Annotated in this window: 12 protein-coding genes and 1 other RNA gene; 9 read left to right on the top strand and 4 right to left on the bottom strand. The window is 39.9% G+C overall.

Translation table 11 applies throughout. From position 1 onward, the window contains the following. Positions 1-49: 49 nt before the first annotated feature. Positions 50-1,249 (bottom strand): aromatic amino acid transport family protein, encoded by a 1,200-nt coding sequence (locus H5232_RS06595; RefSeq protein WP_145237171.1) that lies wholly within the window; start codon positions 1,247-1,249, stop codon positions 50-52. Positions 1,250-1,636: 387 nt separating this feature from the next. On the opposite strand from H5232_RS06595, the gene H5232_RS06590 reads away from it, so the two are divergent. Continuing rightward, entirely contained in the window at positions 1,637-2,539 is a 903-nt protein-coding gene (locus tag H5232_RS06590; protein WP_145237168.1) for a DMT family transporter, read from the top strand. A gap of 40 nt (positions 2,540-2,579) precedes the next feature. Here the strand turns inward: H5232_RS06590 and H5232_RS06585 are convergent, their stop codons facing one another. After that, complete coding sequence (locus H5232_RS06585) at positions 2,580-3,458, bottom strand: OmpA family protein (protein ID WP_145237165.1); 879 nt, start codon at positions 3,456-3,458, stop codon at positions 2,580-2,582. 217 nt (positions 3,459-3,675) lie between these two features. Here H5232_RS06585 and rnt point away from each other — a divergent pair, with 217 nt between their 5' ends. After that, positions 3,676-4,371 (top strand): ribonuclease T, encoded by a 696-nt coding sequence (gene rnt, locus H5232_RS06580; protein ID WP_182717135.1) that lies wholly within the window; start codon positions 3,676-3,678, stop codon positions 4,369-4,371. Here rnt and H5232_RS06575 read toward each other — a convergent pair. After that, the gene (locus tag H5232_RS06575; protein ID WP_182761211.1) at positions 4,355-5,980 is read right to left on the bottom strand and encodes a DUF342 domain-containing protein; all 1,626 of its coding nucleotides are present in this window, start codon (positions 5,978-5,980) and stop codon (positions 4,355-4,357) included. The genes rnt and H5232_RS06575 overlap by 17 nt on opposite strands. A gap of 305 nt (positions 5,981-6,285) precedes the next feature. On the opposite strand from H5232_RS06575, the gene ssrA reads away from it, so the two are divergent. From ssrA to H5232_RS06555, 4 genes are all read left to right on the top strand, one after another. Then, positions 6,286-6,642: a transfer-messenger RNA gene (gene ssrA, locus H5232_RS06570) on the top strand. A gap of 219 nt (positions 6,643-6,861) precedes the next feature. Then, positions 6,862-8,055, top strand: a complete 1,194-nt coding sequence (locus H5232_RS06565) for an integrase domain-containing protein (protein WP_182717107.1) — start codon at positions 6,862-6,864, stop codon at positions 8,053-8,055. A 393-nt stretch (positions 8,056-8,448) separates the two neighbouring features. Further along, the gene (locus H5232_RS06560; RefSeq protein WP_182717108.1) at positions 8,449-8,661 is read left to right on the top strand and encodes an AlpA family transcriptional regulator; all 213 of its coding nucleotides are present in this window, start codon (positions 8,449-8,451) and stop codon (positions 8,659-8,661) included. Next, positions 8,654-9,700: a replication initiation factor domain-containing protein gene (locus H5232_RS06555; RefSeq protein ID WP_182717109.1), complete on the top strand. Its 1,047-nt coding sequence runs from the start codon at positions 8,654-8,656 to the stop codon at positions 9,698-9,700. Before H5232_RS06560 ends, H5232_RS06555 begins: the two co-directional genes overlap by 8 nt. Before the next feature lie 888 nt (positions 9,701-10,588). Here H5232_RS06555 and H5232_RS06550 read toward each other — a convergent pair. Beyond that, complete coding sequence (locus H5232_RS06550) at positions 10,589-11,743, bottom strand: hypothetical protein (protein WP_182717110.1); 1,155 nt, start codon at positions 11,741-11,743, stop codon at positions 10,589-10,591. 234 nt (positions 11,744-11,977) lie between these two features. On the opposite strand from H5232_RS06550, the gene hsdR reads away from it, so the two are divergent. The 3 genes from hsdR (at position 11,978) to H5232_RS06535 (ending at position 17,775) form a co-directional block, all read left to right on the top strand. Further along, on the top strand, positions 11,978-14,446 hold the full coding sequence (hsdR, locus tag H5232_RS06545) for an EcoAI/FtnUII family type I restriction enzme subunit R (protein ID WP_182717111.1): 2,469 nt from the start codon (positions 11,978-11,980) through the stop codon (positions 14,444-14,446). 114 nt (positions 14,447-14,560) lie between these two features. Continuing rightward, a complete protein-coding gene (locus H5232_RS06540) occupies positions 14,561-16,033 on the top strand; it encodes an N-6 DNA methylase (RefSeq protein WP_182717112.1) in 1,473 nt (490 codons plus the stop codon). Continuing rightward, a complete protein-coding gene (locus H5232_RS06535) occupies positions 16,033-17,775 on the top strand; it encodes a restriction endonuclease subunit S (RefSeq protein ID WP_182717113.1) in 1,743 nt (580 codons plus the stop codon). The genes H5232_RS06540 and H5232_RS06535 overlap by 1 nt, the downstream gene beginning before the upstream one ends. Positions 17,776-17,781: the final 6 nt, after the last annotated feature.

Raw genomic sequence — 17,781 nt, 5'->3', positions numbered from 1 at the left:
CTCAAGTTAGTTAAAATACCAAAAGGCACCATTTAGGTGCCTTTTTGCATTAACCTATCGCGGGGATTAAACCTGCCATCTGCAGCCCTTGGGCGCTGATAATAAGCACGCCGCAAAGCGCCGCTACTGCCAGACCAAAATTACCACCACGCACTGTATAGCCGCCTTTATCGCTGCTACGCTGCTTATAAACCATTGCTACGGGTAAAAACACTGCTAGTACGACTAAAGCGATAGCTGCATAGCCAAGCGCCATAATAAAACCTTGTGGGTAAAACAATGCAAATCCTAATGGCGGGATAAAAGTAATGAGGGCTGTTTTTATCCGATCTTTATTACCATCTCCTTTTTTAAAGGCATCAGCAAAGAAATCAAATAATCCTAGGCTCACCCCTAAAAATGAGGTTGCCAGTGCTAAGTCTGCAAATAGGTTAACTGCAGTGGCAACAGCTGCGTTATTAGCGATACTGGCAATACTTGCCACAAAGCCTGGTAAGCCAGAGCTTTTTAGTAATTCAGCTTGACTCATCATACCTTGGCTGATCAACTGCCAAAAAATGTAAATAACCAGCGGTAAAGCTGCTCCGGCAATCATGACACGGCGTAAGGTTTTAATATCTAAACCAACATATTTAACGATCGATGGGATCGAACCATGAAAACCAAAAGAGGTAAATACCACAGGAATAGCTGATAAAATAAGGCCTTGTTCAATGGGCATTTCGAGTAAATGTTGGCCATGAACATACGGGGTTAACATATAAAATAAGCTCGCCAGTACCACAATTTTGATGCTAAATAACACTCGGTTTAGCTTATCGACCTTACTGGTGCCTAAGGTAACAACTGTGCCTATTACAATCGCTAGAATGATTGAACCTACTTGCGGAGCAATATCGAGGCTAAAGCCGTTATTTATTTTTTCTTGTAGTTGCGCACCACCACCTGCAATGTAAGCTGAGCAAAGCGCATAGAATAAAAACATCACCGAAAAATTAGCCAGATATTGGCCGCGTTTACCTAACCATGATTTTGCTAACGTATTTAGCGTGGCATCGCGATCAGCATGTTGATGTAATTCGAGCATTAATAATGCGGTATAAGTCATTAACGCCCATATTGAAATAATTAATGCTAATGCGGTTGTAAAGCCAAGTCCCGCAGAAGCGATTGGTAGCGCCAACATCCCTGCGCCGATAGTGGTACCTGCAACAATTAACATGCTGCCTATTGTTTTATTTTTAAGCACTTTTTGCCCCTAAAACATCGTGAGAGGCAGGCAAGATATAACTAGTTGGCACAAACTTAAATAGTTTTGTTACAAATCAAAGAAATTAAATGTAACTTATGATTTACAAGCCATCATTGTGAAGTCAGTTTTTGGTATAAAAACCACTCTAGCAGTTGACTTATTAACCAGTTCTGCTATTTCTATAAATTCAATTTATTATTAAGAATACTATTTACATGCAACAAGTTAACCGAGCCCTAACCATGCGCCCATGGCTGAATCTATCAGTTGTGCGCCCATTGCTGCGCTGCGGTTAAGTTGTTTTTTACTAACCGCGATTTCAAAGCGGTTAGTGCTGTATCTCCTTCCTCTTTGTTATCGCCACTTTGCTAAAAGGATCCGCTTGTGAGCGTTAAAGCATCATATTTTTTAATGGTCTTAATTTGGTCAACAACGCCTTTGGGAATTGTTTGGAGCAGTGAGTCTGTTACACCAACGCTCGCGGTATTGTTACGGATGTCGATAGGATTAGTGCTGGCTGCATTAGTTGTGGCGATTGCTAATATTCGTGTCCCTTGGCACCGTCGTGCGTGTTTTTTGTATGGTTATTCGAGTATCGGCATATATGGTGGCATGCTGTTGAGTTATATGGCAGCTAAAACAGTTCCATCAGGGCTGATATCATTAATGTTTGGTCTGGCACCAATTTTATCTGGTTTATTAGCACAGCGATTACTCAACGAGCCAAAATTCAGCGTTGTTAAACTAATTGCGTTAGCATTTGCGCTATTGGGGTTATTTTTGGTAAGTGAAAAACACATGCAAGGCTCATTGATGCAAATGCAGGGTTTAGCTTACGTATTTATGGCTGTGTGCTTTTTTAGTTTAAGTGGGGTGATGATCAAGCGAATAAAAATTGCTATTCATCCAATGGCGACCACATTTGGTGCATTAGTATTTGTTACGCCCTTATTTTTTATTACTTGGTGGTTGTTCGATGGTGAGCTCAATACGAGTACGTGGACAGTAAAATCACTGTGGTCAATTGTGTATTTGGGCGTGTTTGGCTCATTGGTTGGTTCGCTTGCTTATTTTCATGTGTTACAAAAATTACCAGCTAGTACCGTGGCGCTAACCACCTTGATCACACCAAGCTTTGCGATTGGCTTAGGGGGCTGGTTAAATAATGAAGCAATTGATCAACAATTACTTATTGGCGCTGCCATCATATTACTGAGCTTAGCGGTGTTTCAGTTTGGTGATGGTTGGTTGAAAAAAAGAGCCACGTTTAAAAAGCTTAACCCTTAACAACAGTCGTCATGTAGCTAAAAGGCATTACTTCTTTTAGCTACATTTTCTCAATTTGTATCACTAAGCGGCGGTTTTTATCGCGGCCCAAAATATTATCGTTAGTCGCTACGTGACGTTTTTCACCAAAGCCTTGCGTTTCAACTTTAGTTTCATCAATTCCTAGGCTCACCATATATTCTTTGATCGCTTGAGCTCGTTTTTTAGACAGCTCTAAGTTGTTCCAACGACCACCGTAGCTATCTGTGTATGAGTCAATCGAAATAGCCGCAATCGTCGTATCGTACTTTAAATACTCAGCAATTTTATCTAAACGTTGTTTTGATGATTTAGTAAGTTTACTGGTATTTGGTTGATAATTCATAATCGTGAAGGAAATATCTTCAAAGCTGTATGGCAGTAATTCATCGCGGCATTGTAAAAATGCCCAATAGGCTTGTTTAAAATTAATGTTCGATAAGCCAACGGCAATTTTATCGGCACTATTTTGCCAGTCTTGGTAATAAAAAGTAGGTTGGTAGCCTTTTTCAAGCTCGGTCAACATTTCCCATGCCGTTTTGTTACCCAGTTCGCCGTCAAATTTTCGTAGTAATTTCATGTCAGCAATATCACGTGCTGGTAAACCTGCTCGCCAGATTGGCGGGACTGCTTTTAAACCAGCAATACTGTAATTGTCAGGACGGACAACCATATCCAAGTTAAATAGCAGGTCTTTATTTTTGCTCGCGGTAGCGCTGAAAATAGCTTCGCCATAATATGGAACTTCATGATTTAATTGGCATTGTAAGCGAGTTGTTTTTACAACTTCCCATTGTGAGTTATCTGCCGTGGCTGTGTACTGGCGCATTGCAGCGCTGGCCGTATCTGAAAGGCATGCAGTTGCAATGCTTAGACTGATAAACAGCATTGAAAGCTTCATTACGGGATCTCCAACAATTTATTACGCCAATATCTTGGCAAAAGCTGCATTTACAGAGGCTAACAGTCATCAAAGTGTCGTTAGCTAGCTCTAGTTCTAGTTAAGTAAAGCAAGTTATATGCCTAAATGTAAGTGTTAATTTAATCTGTAAAGCGCTAGCCTAGCCACTATGATTTTTGACATAATAGCCAGCTTACTCTGGCAAACCAAGAATACTATGGCAAATACTGAACAAACTCTTTTCGCAAAACGCTTTCGTGGCTTTTTCCCGGTGGTTATTGATGTTGAAACTGCAGGCTTTAATAAAGTAACCGATGCACTGTTAGAAATTGCGGTGTCAGTATTAAAAATGGATGATGAAGGCCTACTCAGTATTGATCATACTGTGCATTTTCATGTTGAGCCATTTGAAGGCGCAAACATTGAACAAGCCGCTATTGATTTTAATGGTATTGATCCTTTCTCGCCATTACGTGGCGCAGTATCTGAAGAGGAAGCGATCAAAGAAATTTGTAAAGTGGTACGTAAAGCTCAAAAAGCAGCGGGGTGTCAGCGTTCTGTGGTTGTTGCTCATAATGCGGCGTTCGACCATGGTTTTTTAAATGCAGCAATAGAACGTAATAATATTAAGCGTACGCCATTTCATCCGTTTGTTAGTTTTGACACAACCTCATTAGCGGGTTTGGCACTTGGTCAAACGGTACTTGCTAAAGCATGTCGTGCAGCTGGCATTGAATTTGACAACAAACAGGCTCATTCAGCATTATATGACACCGAACGTACGGCAGAGCTATATTGTTTGATAGTTAATCGTTGGCAACAGCTGGGTGGCTGGCCTTTAGCTGAAGAAGTGCCAGAAGATGCAGAGCAAGCTGGTCATAACGAAGACTCAGCCGTTAAAACGACTGAGTAATTTTACCTTCGCTCATTTTAACTAAGTGGGGCGGATAAATACGCGAAAATTGTTTTGAATCTTTTGCGATTTTTAGCTCCACACCGGGATGCATTAACTCATTAATTTTTAAACGGCTAGTAGCTAAAAGCTGAGCTATTTTTTGTTTTACTAAATGTTTTTTACGTTTGGTGTTGGCAATACGAATATTAATTTGTTGCTCGCTGGCACTAATTTTTTCTAAAAATAATTGTCGTTTTGCTGGTGCTGGAATTTTAACTGCTTTTTTACGTGCTTGCTTTAATGCTGCGGATTTAGTGGCTAACAGTTTTTCAAAATCGGCAATTTGCAATTGTTTTTGTCTCAAGTCATGCCAATACTGCGCGATGAAAACTCGTGTTTTTGTGCCCGATGGGGCACCTAGCTCTCCGGTTTCAATTCGCATGGCATCTAAAATATTGCCGCCAATAATTTTACCGCGCGGATTATTTGCTTTACCAACGCGGATCAACCGCCGAGCACTCAAGTCACAATGTAATGCTTGTCGTTCAATAAAGAGATCGTGTTCGCTATGAATATGGCAATACTGGGCATAGCCAATTGAAATAGTCCGAGCGGCTTTAATTTTGCAAGTAAACGCTTCGTCATTTTCACGCTTACGACCAATTGCACCAAGCATAATTGTGACCGCACTGGCACTTTCGATCTGGCCTGATTCAACAAATCCCAATACCGTGATATCACCACTGGCACGCACGTGCATACCATCTTTTATATCGCCACTGATAATTACGCTGCCGTCAAAATCAACATGACCGGTGCCAATATCAACATTATCAAAACACAACACGTCATCAACGCGCATACCACGAGGGAGGGCGACAGGCACACCTTTACAATCTGCAATCAGTACATTGGGATTAGTTGGATCGAGTTTAGTGCCTTCAAATGGTTGCAATGGTAGATCTTTACCTGGTATGGCGGGCAGCACATCACCAAATACCGTATAACCATCTTCCCCAGGAGTTGCAGCAACACGCTGCATTAGAGGAGTGCCCGGTTTTACAGTGATGATCGCGCCTAAATTGCGCATATCGACCTTACCACCTTCTTTTGCTTGTGGACTCAATACACGATCTTGTGCTGTAGCGCACAAACGTACAAATTTAGCGTCGCTGCCTTCTTTTGGTCTACGACCATGAGCAACAATCGCTCTATAGGAAACACCCGCAGGCTTGTCAAATTGCTGACCTAAAAAATTGTCCAGTGCACGAGTGCTAATGCCATGTAATACGCCAGCATTAACGAGTGCTTCGCGAGCCTTGTCAATCGACATTAAGGCCCCACCTTTAGCCGTGGTTAATGTGGCTTCAGCGACCATATTTTTTTCATCAACTTGAATGAATATCGACGCATCGAGTGCACGAGCAACAATTAAAGAATCATCCTGATAGTTTTTGCTCGGTGAGAATAACTTACCAATATTTGCACTGACTATAGCAAAATCAGCAAACGGAGACTGTTCGATTAACTCAATAAGTTGCGAACTTGTCACTGGGAAACCGCTATTTTTAGGGTGCTCAAGCAGTGACACAAAACCCGTTACAGGGTTATGTATAAACAACGACATTTATTAATTTCCTATGTAATATGCCTGTTTTTATTATTTTGGATGTAGATGTTTTTTATTTATATGCCGCTCGGCTAAAACCCATAGTCAGGCATTTTCAAAGTAGCAGACCATTTGAACATAACTTTCAAATATTGTTAAGTAAATGTTACTGCTTTGCTTGTTCTAGGAGAGAATAGTAACATTTTGTTGCGTGTTTAATCCGCAACTACATAGCAATATAAAATAAAGCATAAAAGGGCCTTGAGTATCAGCGCGTTACTCGGTTATACTGGCTGCACGCTCTGAATGAGTTTACTAATTCAGGGGCTGATTAGGATTCGACGGAATTCAAGAAGCCCAAGGTGCATGTCGAGGTGCGGTTTGCCTCGTTAAAAAGCCGCAACTTAAAGTAATCGCAAACGACGATAACTACTCTCTAGCAGCTTAGGCTAGCTAGCGCTCCTTCCATGTATTCTTGTGGACTGGATTTTGGAGTGTCACCCTAACACCTGATCGCGACGGAAACCCTGGCCGGGGTTGAAGCGCTAAAACTAAGCGGCCTCGCCTTTACTTACCGTGTTTGTCCGGGACTTAAAGGTTAATTAAATGACAATACTAAACATGTAGTACCGACGGTCGAGGCTTTTCGGACGGGGGTTCAAATCCCCCCAGCTCCACCAATATAGTGTTCGGCAAGTGCCGAATACGTTCAAAAAGCCCTTAACTTTTAATGAGTTAAGGGCTTTTTTGTTTCTAAATGGTTCGAAGATGTATGGTACTATTCGGAACACTAAGTACCATTGCAAGTACCATAAACCGCTGAGAATAAACTTGTGGTACCAAAAAGCATTTTTACTATAAATTTCAGTTGATTGTAGCTAAGTTTAAGAAGGTAACTAATGGCAAAATTGATCAAACCTCTCAGCGACACCCAATTAAAGCGCGCAAAGGCAAAAGATAAGGATTATGAACTTGCAGATGGCAACGGTCTTTATTTAAGAATACGCGTCTCAGGTAATAAATCTTGGATATTCCGTTACTATCGCCCCTACACTAAAAAGCGTAACAATATGGTTTTGGGTGCATATCCTACAACCACACTTCAAGAAGCCAGAGTATTAAGGGAGCAAGCGCGTGCGCTCCTTGCAAAAAGCATTGATCCGAAAGAACAAGCCGAGCAAGAAAAAACTGATGTACTTAACGAAACTCAAAATACATTTAAATATGTTTCTGAGCAATGGTTTGATGTAAAGCGTGCATCAGTCAGTGAAGGATATGCTGAAGATATTTGGCGTTCGTTTGAAAATCACTTATTTCCGCAATTAGCAAACAGACCGATTAATACATTAACAGCGCCCATGGTCATCGCTGTAATGAAACCACTTGCATCGAAAGGTGTGCTTGAACAAATTAGACGATTAAGTCAACGAGTGAATGAAGTCATGACCTATGCTGTTAACGTGGGCTTGATCCAATCAAACCCGTTGGCAGGTATTCGCAGTGCATTTCAATCACCAAAACGAACTCACATGAGTACGATTGAGCCAGAAAGATTGCCTGAATTAATGACAATGCTAAATCGTGCAAGTATAAAATATACAACACGCTGTTTGATTGAATGGCAGTTACACACTATGTGCCGACCCATGGAAGCAGCAGCTGCTAAATGGTCTGAAATCAATTTTGATGACGGGTTATGGATAATCCCTGCCGAGCGGATGAAAATGCGAAAAGAGCACAAAGTACCTTTGACTAAACAAACGCTTCATTTACTGGAATTAATGAAACCAGTTAGTGGCCACAGAGAGTATATTTTTCCTGCTGATAGAAATCCTCGAAGTCATACAAATTCGCAAACAGCTAATGCGGCAATAAAAAGGATGGGGCTTGAAGGTGCGCTGGTGGCCCATGGTATGCGTGCGCTTGCTAGCACCATTTTAAATGAGCAAGGGTTTGATCCAGACTTAATAGAAACTGCTTTAGCACACATAGAAAAAAACGAAGTCAGACGCGCTTATAACCGTGCACAGTATATCGACCGCAGACGAGAAATGATGGACTGGTGGAGCGAACACATAGCAAAAGCGAGTTAATAGTTAGCTCAGATGGAACAAATCTGAGCGAGTAAAACCCCTTAAATCATGCCATATAATCAAGGCTATCTTTTGACAAAAAAGAGGCCTTGAACATCCTACTTATACCTCATTATTATCAATAGTAATTGTTTAGCCTACGTTTAAATAAATCTCCATGTAAATCCACGGTTTGTATGAAGCATTCCACCTTTTGTTATTAGTTTTTTAAAATCAATTGCTTGCATTTTTATTTTTATGTCGTAGAAGTGGCTTTTCGATTTGTTCAATTTTAAAAAAGTCTGAGCCTAGCAGCTAGGCTCGATTCTCAGACTTTTAATTTTTCTATTTAATGGCTCTCGAACTGATGCGATCACACTCGATCGAATCGAAATAAAAAATAGAGAAATTGAAATGAATAAAAATCATATCGAACAGCAAACACCAAGTATTGACCGTTTTGTTAGAGAAAAAGAATGCCAGCATATTACAGGGCTATCACGTACATCACGTTATGAGATGGAGCAGGCGGGTACGTTTCCAAAGCGAATTCAATTAAATAAAAGAACGACAGCATGGCGATTATCCGACCTCTTAAACTGGATGGAGGCATGCATTAATGGATAATAAGATCATAAAAGGGGCATTAACACCGACAGATAATACTAATAAAGTAAGTAAAAACAATACACTTACAGGGTCTCATAAAGAGTCATTAATAAAGACAGATTGTCTTTTTTTAGTAAACAATAATATTAAAACACGAATTGATTATGTAACTATTAATTTAGTACTTGTTTGTAAGGACCAATTTGATGAGGTTATGCAAAAGCTCAAAGACTGGCTAAAGTCATTATTGATTAAAGTCAGTCAGTTTAAGCCTAAGCTAAAACACTTTGATGATGGACAATTACTCAACAGTTATGATGTGGTTAAACAAAATTGCGGTGCAATTAAATGGTCTAACAATAAAACAAGTATTCGATTGGAGCTAACAGGTTTTGCATGTGAGTTAATCAATTTAGACGACCGCTATTTTTTCCCGCTATTACAACTCGATAAGTTTGCTAAGTTGGATATTAGGCGAATTGATTTAGCGCTCGATGATTTAAGCGGTAAATACAACATACGTCATGTTCAAAAGTCGTTTAGTAAAGGTGACTACTCGCCTAAGTCCGGTACTGTGCCGACTCGAAGGGATCTTAAATCAAACGAAGGAAGAACAATTTACATAGGTGCCAATAGCTCTCATAAAAAGATGGTAATTTATGAAAAGGGTAAGCAACTCAAGCTACCTGCAGATGAACCTTTTTATAAAAATTGGACGCGTCACGAATTACGTTTACAAGGTAAGCGGGCTCAACCGATACCGCTTGATATATTTACAGCACCAGACAGCTATTTTGTTGCAGCATACCCCAAGGCATATAGTCGTATGCTCAAGAGTGTTGAGCCAAGAGCGATTGTTCGAGAAGTCAAAACACGTTGTAAAGTTACGCTTGATAAGCGGCTTTTACACTTACGTAACCAGTATGGGCCGACAGTTATGTTTGCAAAGCAAACAATGACAGAGACGGAAATTATAAGCTCCGTTGCTCGATGTAGTAAAAGTAATCAACCATCGTTACCAATTGCACTACTTCAAGAATCAAAGACTGTTTTTTAGCCGTTTTTTTGCTGATAAATGTTAGATCCTCGTTAGATTGGCGTTTTGTTCATGCCTGTTAGAGCCCTTGTGTATAAAGGGCTCAGAGGTGATTTATGACAATCTTATAGATAGAGTTTGCCATTTTTGTATATTTAAGGTGTTTTAAGGGGGGAATTTCAGCACATATAAGACCATGATTAATAGGGTTTGGTACGCTGAAACTAGTAATTTCACTTCGCGTTTAAAATGAATCCGTTTGGCGTGTTTATTCACTCTTTATGTTTAACTATTTGAATATTATTATTTTAAATTATTCACAGAGTGAATAATTTACTAATTAGAATGACAAAGTTTCTGTCATTTGGCAAAGTTTGTCATAACGACAAATGTGGTTAAATCATCGAAATAGTCGCTGGCACGCAAAGACTGGGCTGTTATTGAGTTGTAAGGAGCAAATCGGCTGAGCTAATGAAAACGTGTAAAGAGCATAAAAGACCACTTGCCAAACAATCCTAAATTGATTGGAGCCAAGGAAACCAGTGCGTGACATTTATAATCATTTTTCCTGTGGATAGAAATCAAAGAATAAATACAAACTCCCAAACTGCTAATGCCGCTTTAAAACGAAAGGGTTTGCAAGGCATACTAGTGCGCCTTAGTTTGCGACTGTTAGGGTACGAAATTAAAGGAGTAAGGTTTGACCCTGATTTAATAGAAAAGTGCGCTTGCACATACTGATAAGAATGAAGTTAGAAGGGCATACAACTGTGCTCAACATTTAGCGCGCAGAAAAGAAATGATGATTTGGTGGAGTGAATATTTAATTAATGTTTTAGGTAGATTAATTCTAAAAACTCCTTCTTAAGTGCTGTCAAAGCTATTGAGAAGGAGTATAAGATTATCAACTTAATTAGTTGGTCTTGTGTTTTTCTCTATTCTTAACAAAGCTAAAACCATTGTGTAAGTTACGAAGCCTCCAAAAAGTAATCCAATAAGAATAGCAATATATAATCTTTCTTCTTGATTTTCAGAGTTTTTGGATTCGGCATATCTCTTACTTTCTGCAATTGAAGATATTTCACTTTTATAGTTATTAATAAACCATGTAACAGAGTCTATCCAATTTATTTTTCTTGTATCTCCATCTTTAAGAGAACTTACAAAGTCACCGCTGTCACCTAAGTCTTCAGTAAACTCTAATAAGGTTTCAAAAAAGTGATATGGCTCGATAGAGTATTGCGAATCTACTTGTTTTAGAGTGTTTTTTAGTTGATTACTACCATACTCTTTTACAGATATGTCCTTTGTCGCATTAGCAAATACATTGATATTTTGTTCAATTGAAGAAAAGTACATATCTACTTTCTTATTATATTCAAGCTGAATTTCTTGGGCTGTGGTAATATCAAAATTGCTATTAAGTTCATTCTCTCCAGCACTTGAATATCGAGACTTCTCAGTATCCTCTAGTTGGTTTTTGAATGTATTGAACTCTATTTGACTTTCTTCAAAACTTTTAATTTTATTACTATCTAAATAATCAAAAATCAAAACACAGACTAAAATTGCGGCTAGTAACAATGATAACGTAGCAGTTATAAAGCTAAAATAGCGAGTTACTACAAAATATTTGTCCTCAAAATTTGTGTTTTTAGCTGAATTTTTAAGTGCACCATCATCGGTAACTGTGTGTTTATTATTTTTACTAAACTCTGATAATTTGTCTTTTAATTCTGTAACTGTTTGCTTTGCTTGTTTGTAGGTACCTTTTAAATCTTTAACTTTTTCATTTTGATTGTCATTAGCATCATTAGAGCTAGTTGGCTCAATTTCTGATTTTTTCAAACTTATCTTTATGCCCATTTTATTGAGATCATTGTATTTTCTCAATGCTTCTTGTTTGGATAAGTTTTTTGAGATACACCTTGTTTTACCATCAAAAAGCAACCTACTTGCGGTAAGAGATATGCCTAAATAATCAGAAAGAGCAGCCACAACATTTTCATGGTTTTCTCCACTAGTAATTTCACCCTTACAATAAATTTTATAAGATATTTCCATTTATCTACCACCATAAGATTCTAATTGAACAGTAAGCTCATGAAACTCTATCACTTTTTTAGAGTGTTATCCCATCATTATTATAGAAATTTATATAATTCTCGCTTATTGAATGCTGTAACTAGAGCGCTAACCTTTGCTTATTTGAGCTGTTTTATATAGCATAACTGAACGTCATATTACTTTCTCGTCAGTTAGTTACATTAACAATGGGATTGCAGGGAATGTTAGATTATGGATAAAAGAAAGCTCAGCGAAACCGATATAATCAGTAAGTTTATTCTACCCGCAGTTAAAACAGCAGGGTGGGACGACATTACCCAAATACGGCAAGAAGTTAAGCTACGCGACGGCAAAGTTATTGTCCGTGGACAACTCGGTGTACGTAAATCGGTTAAATCGGCTGATATAGTGCTTTACCATAAACCTAGTATGCCACTTGCTGTCATTGAGGCTAAAGCTAATAAGCACGAAGTAGGTAAGGGCATGCAACAAGCGCTCGATTATGCCAATTTACTTGATGTGCCTTTTGTATTTGCCTCTAATGGCGATGGCTTTATTTTCCATGATAAAACCACCTTAATTAAAAACGAAGGCGGCACGCCTGATGCGCATAACCTTGAAACCGAAATACGCTTAGAAGACTTCCCATCACCGCAAGAACTTTGGGCTAAATACTGTGCTTACAAAGGCTATACAGACTCGCAACTCCCTATAATTAATCAAGCCTATTATGATGATGGTAGTGGTAAACATCCTCGTTACTATCAGCTCCAAGCAATTAATAAAACAGTAGAGGCTATATCGTCAGGTAAAGACCGCGTACTCCTCGTTATGGCAACAGGAACCGGTAAAACTTATACCGCGTTTCAAATCATTTGGCGTTTATGGAAATCACGCGCGAAAAAACGAATCTTATTTCTAGCTGACCGCACAGCTTTGATAGAGCAAACTCAAAGTGGTGATTTTGCGCCGTTCGATACAGCAATGACCAAAATTACTGGCAGAACGATTGATCCCGCTTACGAGATTCACTTGGCGCTTTATCAAGGTCTAACTGGACCTGAAGAGCATCAAAAAGCATTTAAAAACGTAGATCCTAATTTTTTTGATTTGATTGTTATTGACGAATGCCACCGAGGCAGCGCAAGCGAAGAAAGTGCTTGGCGAGAAATACTAACGTATTTTAAAAGTGCAGCTCAAATAGGTTTAACTGCTACACCAAAAGAAACTAACGAGGTATCAAACTCTGATTACTTTGGTGACCCTACGTATACTTATTCCCTAAAAGAAGGCATTGAAGACGGCTTTTTATCTCCATACAAAGTAGTACGTGTTGATCTTGATGTAGACCTACAAGGCTGGAGACCAACAAAAGGCCAGGTTGATAACAACGGTGAAGTAATACAAGACCGCATATACAACCAAAAAGACTTTGACCGAACAATGGTAATTGATGAGCGCACCCAGCTGGTAGCTGAAACCATAACTAACTATTTAAAACGCACCGATCCTATGGCTAAAACTATTGTGTTTTGTAACGACATAGATCACGCCGAACGTATGCGCCGAGCCATAGCTAACTTAAATCCAGAGCAAATGGCTAAAAACGATAAATACGTGATGAAGATCACCGGCGATGACGAATTAGGAAAAGCTCAACTATATAACTTTTGTAGCCCTAAACGAGCTTACCCAGTTATAGCCACTACTTCAGAATTAATGACCACAGGGGTAGACGCTAAAACCTGTAAGTTGGTAGTACTCGATCAAAATATACAATCAATGACCAAGTTTAAACAAATCATTGGTAGGGGGACGCGTATTGACGATCGCTACGGTAAGCTTTGGTTTACTATACTTGATTTTAAAAAAGCCACCGAGTTATTTGCCGATAAACGCTTTGATGGCACACCTGAAAAAGTAATAAAAGTAACCCCCACTGATATTGAAGACGAAAATGTTGATATTGAATCACATGATGACGAAACAATTGACGCAGGCCAATCAACGATTGACGAGTCAACTGCTGACCAAACAGGCGATACCGTTAACGATCCCAAAGGCGGTGGTACTTTTTCTGATGGGGAGTACGGTGAGTGGGACGATGAAACAACCAAAATGGTTAAGTACCGCGTGTCCGGTGTTACCGTTAATAAAGTCGCAGAGCGAGTACAGTATTACGATACCGACGGCAAACTTGTTACCGAGTCATTTATAGATTACACCCGTAAAACCATGAGTAAACAATTCAGCTCACTGGATGATTTTGTAAAGCGCTGGAACGAATCAGACCGTAAACAAGTAATTATTGATGAGCTTGCACAAGAGGGGATTATTTGGTCAGCGCTTGAGGAAGAAGTAGGCAAAGATATGGACCCATTTGATATGATCTGCCATGTAGTTTACGACCAACCTCCCCTTACTCGTAAAGAACGCGCAGATAACGTACAAAAGCGTAACTATTTCACTAAATATTCGGGTACCGCACACACTGTACTCGAGAACCTTCTGATAAAATACGCTGATGTAGGCGTGCAAGAAATAGAATCTATGCAAGCGCTTAAAGTGGCGCCGTTTAACGAAATTGGCAGCCTAAGTGAAATAGTGAAAAAAGGCTTTGGTGGCAAACCACAATATGAGCAAGCACTTAAAGAGCTCGAGGCCGAAATTTACCAAATGCCAGCGCCTAAAACAGCCTAAATTTATGTTTGTTGTTCTGTATTGGCGATAGCAAATATTAAACCATTTAAAGTAAACAGCTTTCATACTCGCTTTTAGCCGCTGTTTATAAAAATAATCTAACAAGAGAATACTATGTCTATCAGTTCAGCTATTAAATCTATTCAAGATATTATGCGTAAAGACGCCGGTGTCGATGGCGACGCCCAACGCCTTGGTCAAATGTCGTGGTTACTATTTTTAAAAGTATTTGACGCACAAGAAGAAGAGCTAGAACTAGAATTAGACGACTACCGCGAGCCAATCCCTGAGCAGTTTTTATGGCGCAATTGGGCGGCCGATAACGAAGGCATAACTGGCGATGAGCTTTTAGAGTTTGTAAACGACAAGCTATTCCCTGAGCTTAAAAACCTAACCGCACCCGTAGATAAAAATCCACGCGGCTATGTAGTAAAAGAGGCATTTTCTGATGCCTTTAACTACATGAAAAACGGCACGTTACTGCGCCAGGTGATTAATAAGCTAAACGAAATAGACTTTACCGACTCAAAAGAGCGCCACTTATTTGGCGACCTGTACGAGCAAATATTAAAAGATTTACAAAGCGCAGGTAACGCCGGCGAATTTTATACCCCGCGTGCCATTACTAAATTTATAGTGGCAGTAACCGATCCAAAACTAGGCGAGTCAATCATGGACCCTGCTTGTGGTACCGGTGGCTTTTTAGCCTGTGCGTTCGACCACGTAAAAGCAAACTATGTTAAATCGGGCGACGACCACCAAATATTGCAAAAGCAAATACACGGTGTAGAGAAAAAACAACTCCCGCACTTACTGTGTACTACCAACATGATGCTTCACGGCATTGAAGTACCGGTACAAGTTAAACACGGCAATACCCTAAATAAACCGCTATCAAGCTGGGATGACCAAGTAGATGTAATTATCACCAACCCTCCGTTTGGCGGCACCGAAGAAGACGGCATAGAAAAAAACTTCCCAAGCGACATGCAAACTCGTGAAACCGCCGACTTGTTCTTACAGCTCATTATAGAAGTGCTCAACACTAAAGGCCGCGCGGCGGTTGTATTGCCAGACGGCACCTTGTTTGGTGAAGGCGTAAAAACCAAAATTAAAAAGCTGTTAGTTGAGGAGTGTAACTTACATACCATAGTACGCTTACCTAATGGTGTATTTGCCCCGTACACAAGCATTAAAACTAATATTCTGTTTTTTACTAAAGGCACGCCAACAAAAGACGTGTGGTTTTACGAGCACCCATACCCAGCAGGCGTTAAAAACTACAACAAAACCAAACCAATGAAGTTTGAAGAATTTAAAACCGAACTTGAATGGTGGGGCAATGAGGCAGACGGCTTTGCCAGCCGTACTGAAACAGAGCAAGCATGGAAGGTTTCAATCGACGATATTATTGCTCGTAACTACAATCTCGATATTAAAAACCCGCATGTAGGCGAAGTAATCAGCCACGACCCAGAAGAGTTATTAGCCGACTACTCAAAACAACAAGCCGACATACAAGCACTGCGCGATCAGCTTAAAGGCATATTGTCAGCAGCCCTTGCTAAAGATAGCGAGGACAAGTAATGGCTGAGACTAAAGCACCAAACACAAGCGCAGAGCAGCTAATAACCGAGCACCTTGATATTTGGACGACGGCCATAGAGCAAAAGTCGTCATCAGGTCGTGGTTCATCGAAAAAGTTTTCACTACATGGCATTAAAAAACTCCGCGAACTTATTTTAGAGCTCGCAGTGCGCGGAAAACTGGTGCCGCAAGATCCAAATGACGAACCCGCTTCAGTATTGCTTGAGCGAATAGCCGCTGAAAAAGCACAATTGGTAAAAGATAAAAAAATTAAAAAGCCTAAAGCATTACCAGAGATTAGTGAGGATGAAAAACCGTTTGAATTGCCGAAAGGATGGGAGTGGACAAGGCTGCAAGATATTATCCAAATATCTTCAGGCAAAAATCTTACATCAAAAAAAATGGTACAAGGCGGTGATGTACCAGTATATGGTGGAAATGGCATTACTGGTTACCATGATACTTATAATGTATCGAGCTCTACTTTAGTGATAGGTAGAGTTGGGTTCTACTGCGGTTCAGTTCATATAACACCTGACTCAGCTTGGGTTACAGATAATGCTTTTATTACTCGTTTTGATGAAGAAGGCTTGTTTATAGAGTTTTTATATTGGCTTTTTAAAAATACTAACCTAAGTAAAAATGATAGTGCTACAGCCCAACCAGTTATATCTGGAAGTAAAGTTTACCCAATAGTTGTTGCTATACCTCCTACCAAGGAACAACAACGCATCGTTGCTAAAGTCGATGAGTTAATGAGCTTGTGTGATGCGCTTGAGGCGCAAACTGAAAATAGTATTACAGCACATCAAACATTAGTTGAAGTGCTGTTAGAGGCCTTGCTGCAATCGCCAGAGCAAGGAGCAACACCGGAACAAACCGCTGAACAGTTTCAACAAAACTGGCATCGCTTAAGCGAGCACTTCGACACGCTATTCACCACCATCGCCAGCATCGACACGCTAAAGCAAACTATTTTACAACTAGCCGTAATGGGCAAACTCGTCCCACAAAACCCAAATGACGAACCCGCCGCCAAACTCCTAGAGCGTATAGCAGCAGAAAAAGCCCAACTGATTAAAGACAAAAAAATCAAAAAGCAAAAACCACTGCCAGCCATTACCGACGAAGAAAAACCGTTTGAACTGCCTAGAGGTTGGGAGTGGTGTCGAGTTTGGGATGTTGCTGAGTTAATTACATCTGGCTCTAGAGATTGGGCGAAATATTACTCTGACTCAGGTGCTATTTTTGTCACTATGGGAAATCTTGCTAGGGGAGACTACAGACTAAGACTAGATAACTTAAGATATGTTTCACCTCCAATAGGTGGGGAAGGCTCAAGAACAAGTTTAATGAAAGATGACTTATTAATTTCAATTACAGGCGATGTTGGGAATTTAGGTTTGATACCAGAAGGTTTTGGCGAAGCGTATATTAACCAACACACTTGCTTGTTAAGATTTATGTCTGAATGTAGAAATAGATATTTTCCAGAGCTTATGCGGTCACCATTAGCCAGCTTTCAGTTTAACGCCCCGCAACGGGGTATTAAAAATAGCTTTAGGTTGGGTGATGTCGGTGAAATGATAATTCCGTTACCACCATTATGTGAACAGAACCAAATAGTAGCCAAAGTCGATGAACTAATGGCACTTTGCGACCAACTTAAAGCCCGTTTAACCGACGCACAAACTACTAAATTCCACCTCACAGATGCTATCGTTGAAAACAGCATTAACTAGAATTGA

The sequence above is a fragment of the Pseudoalteromonas sp. SG41-5 genome, assembly GCF_014164495.1.
Taxonomy (GTDB): domain Bacteria; phylum Pseudomonadota; class Gammaproteobacteria; order Enterobacterales; family Alteromonadaceae; genus Pseudoalteromonas; species Pseudoalteromonas rhizosphaerae.
This window is presented reverse-complemented; position numbering and strand designations above follow the sequence as displayed.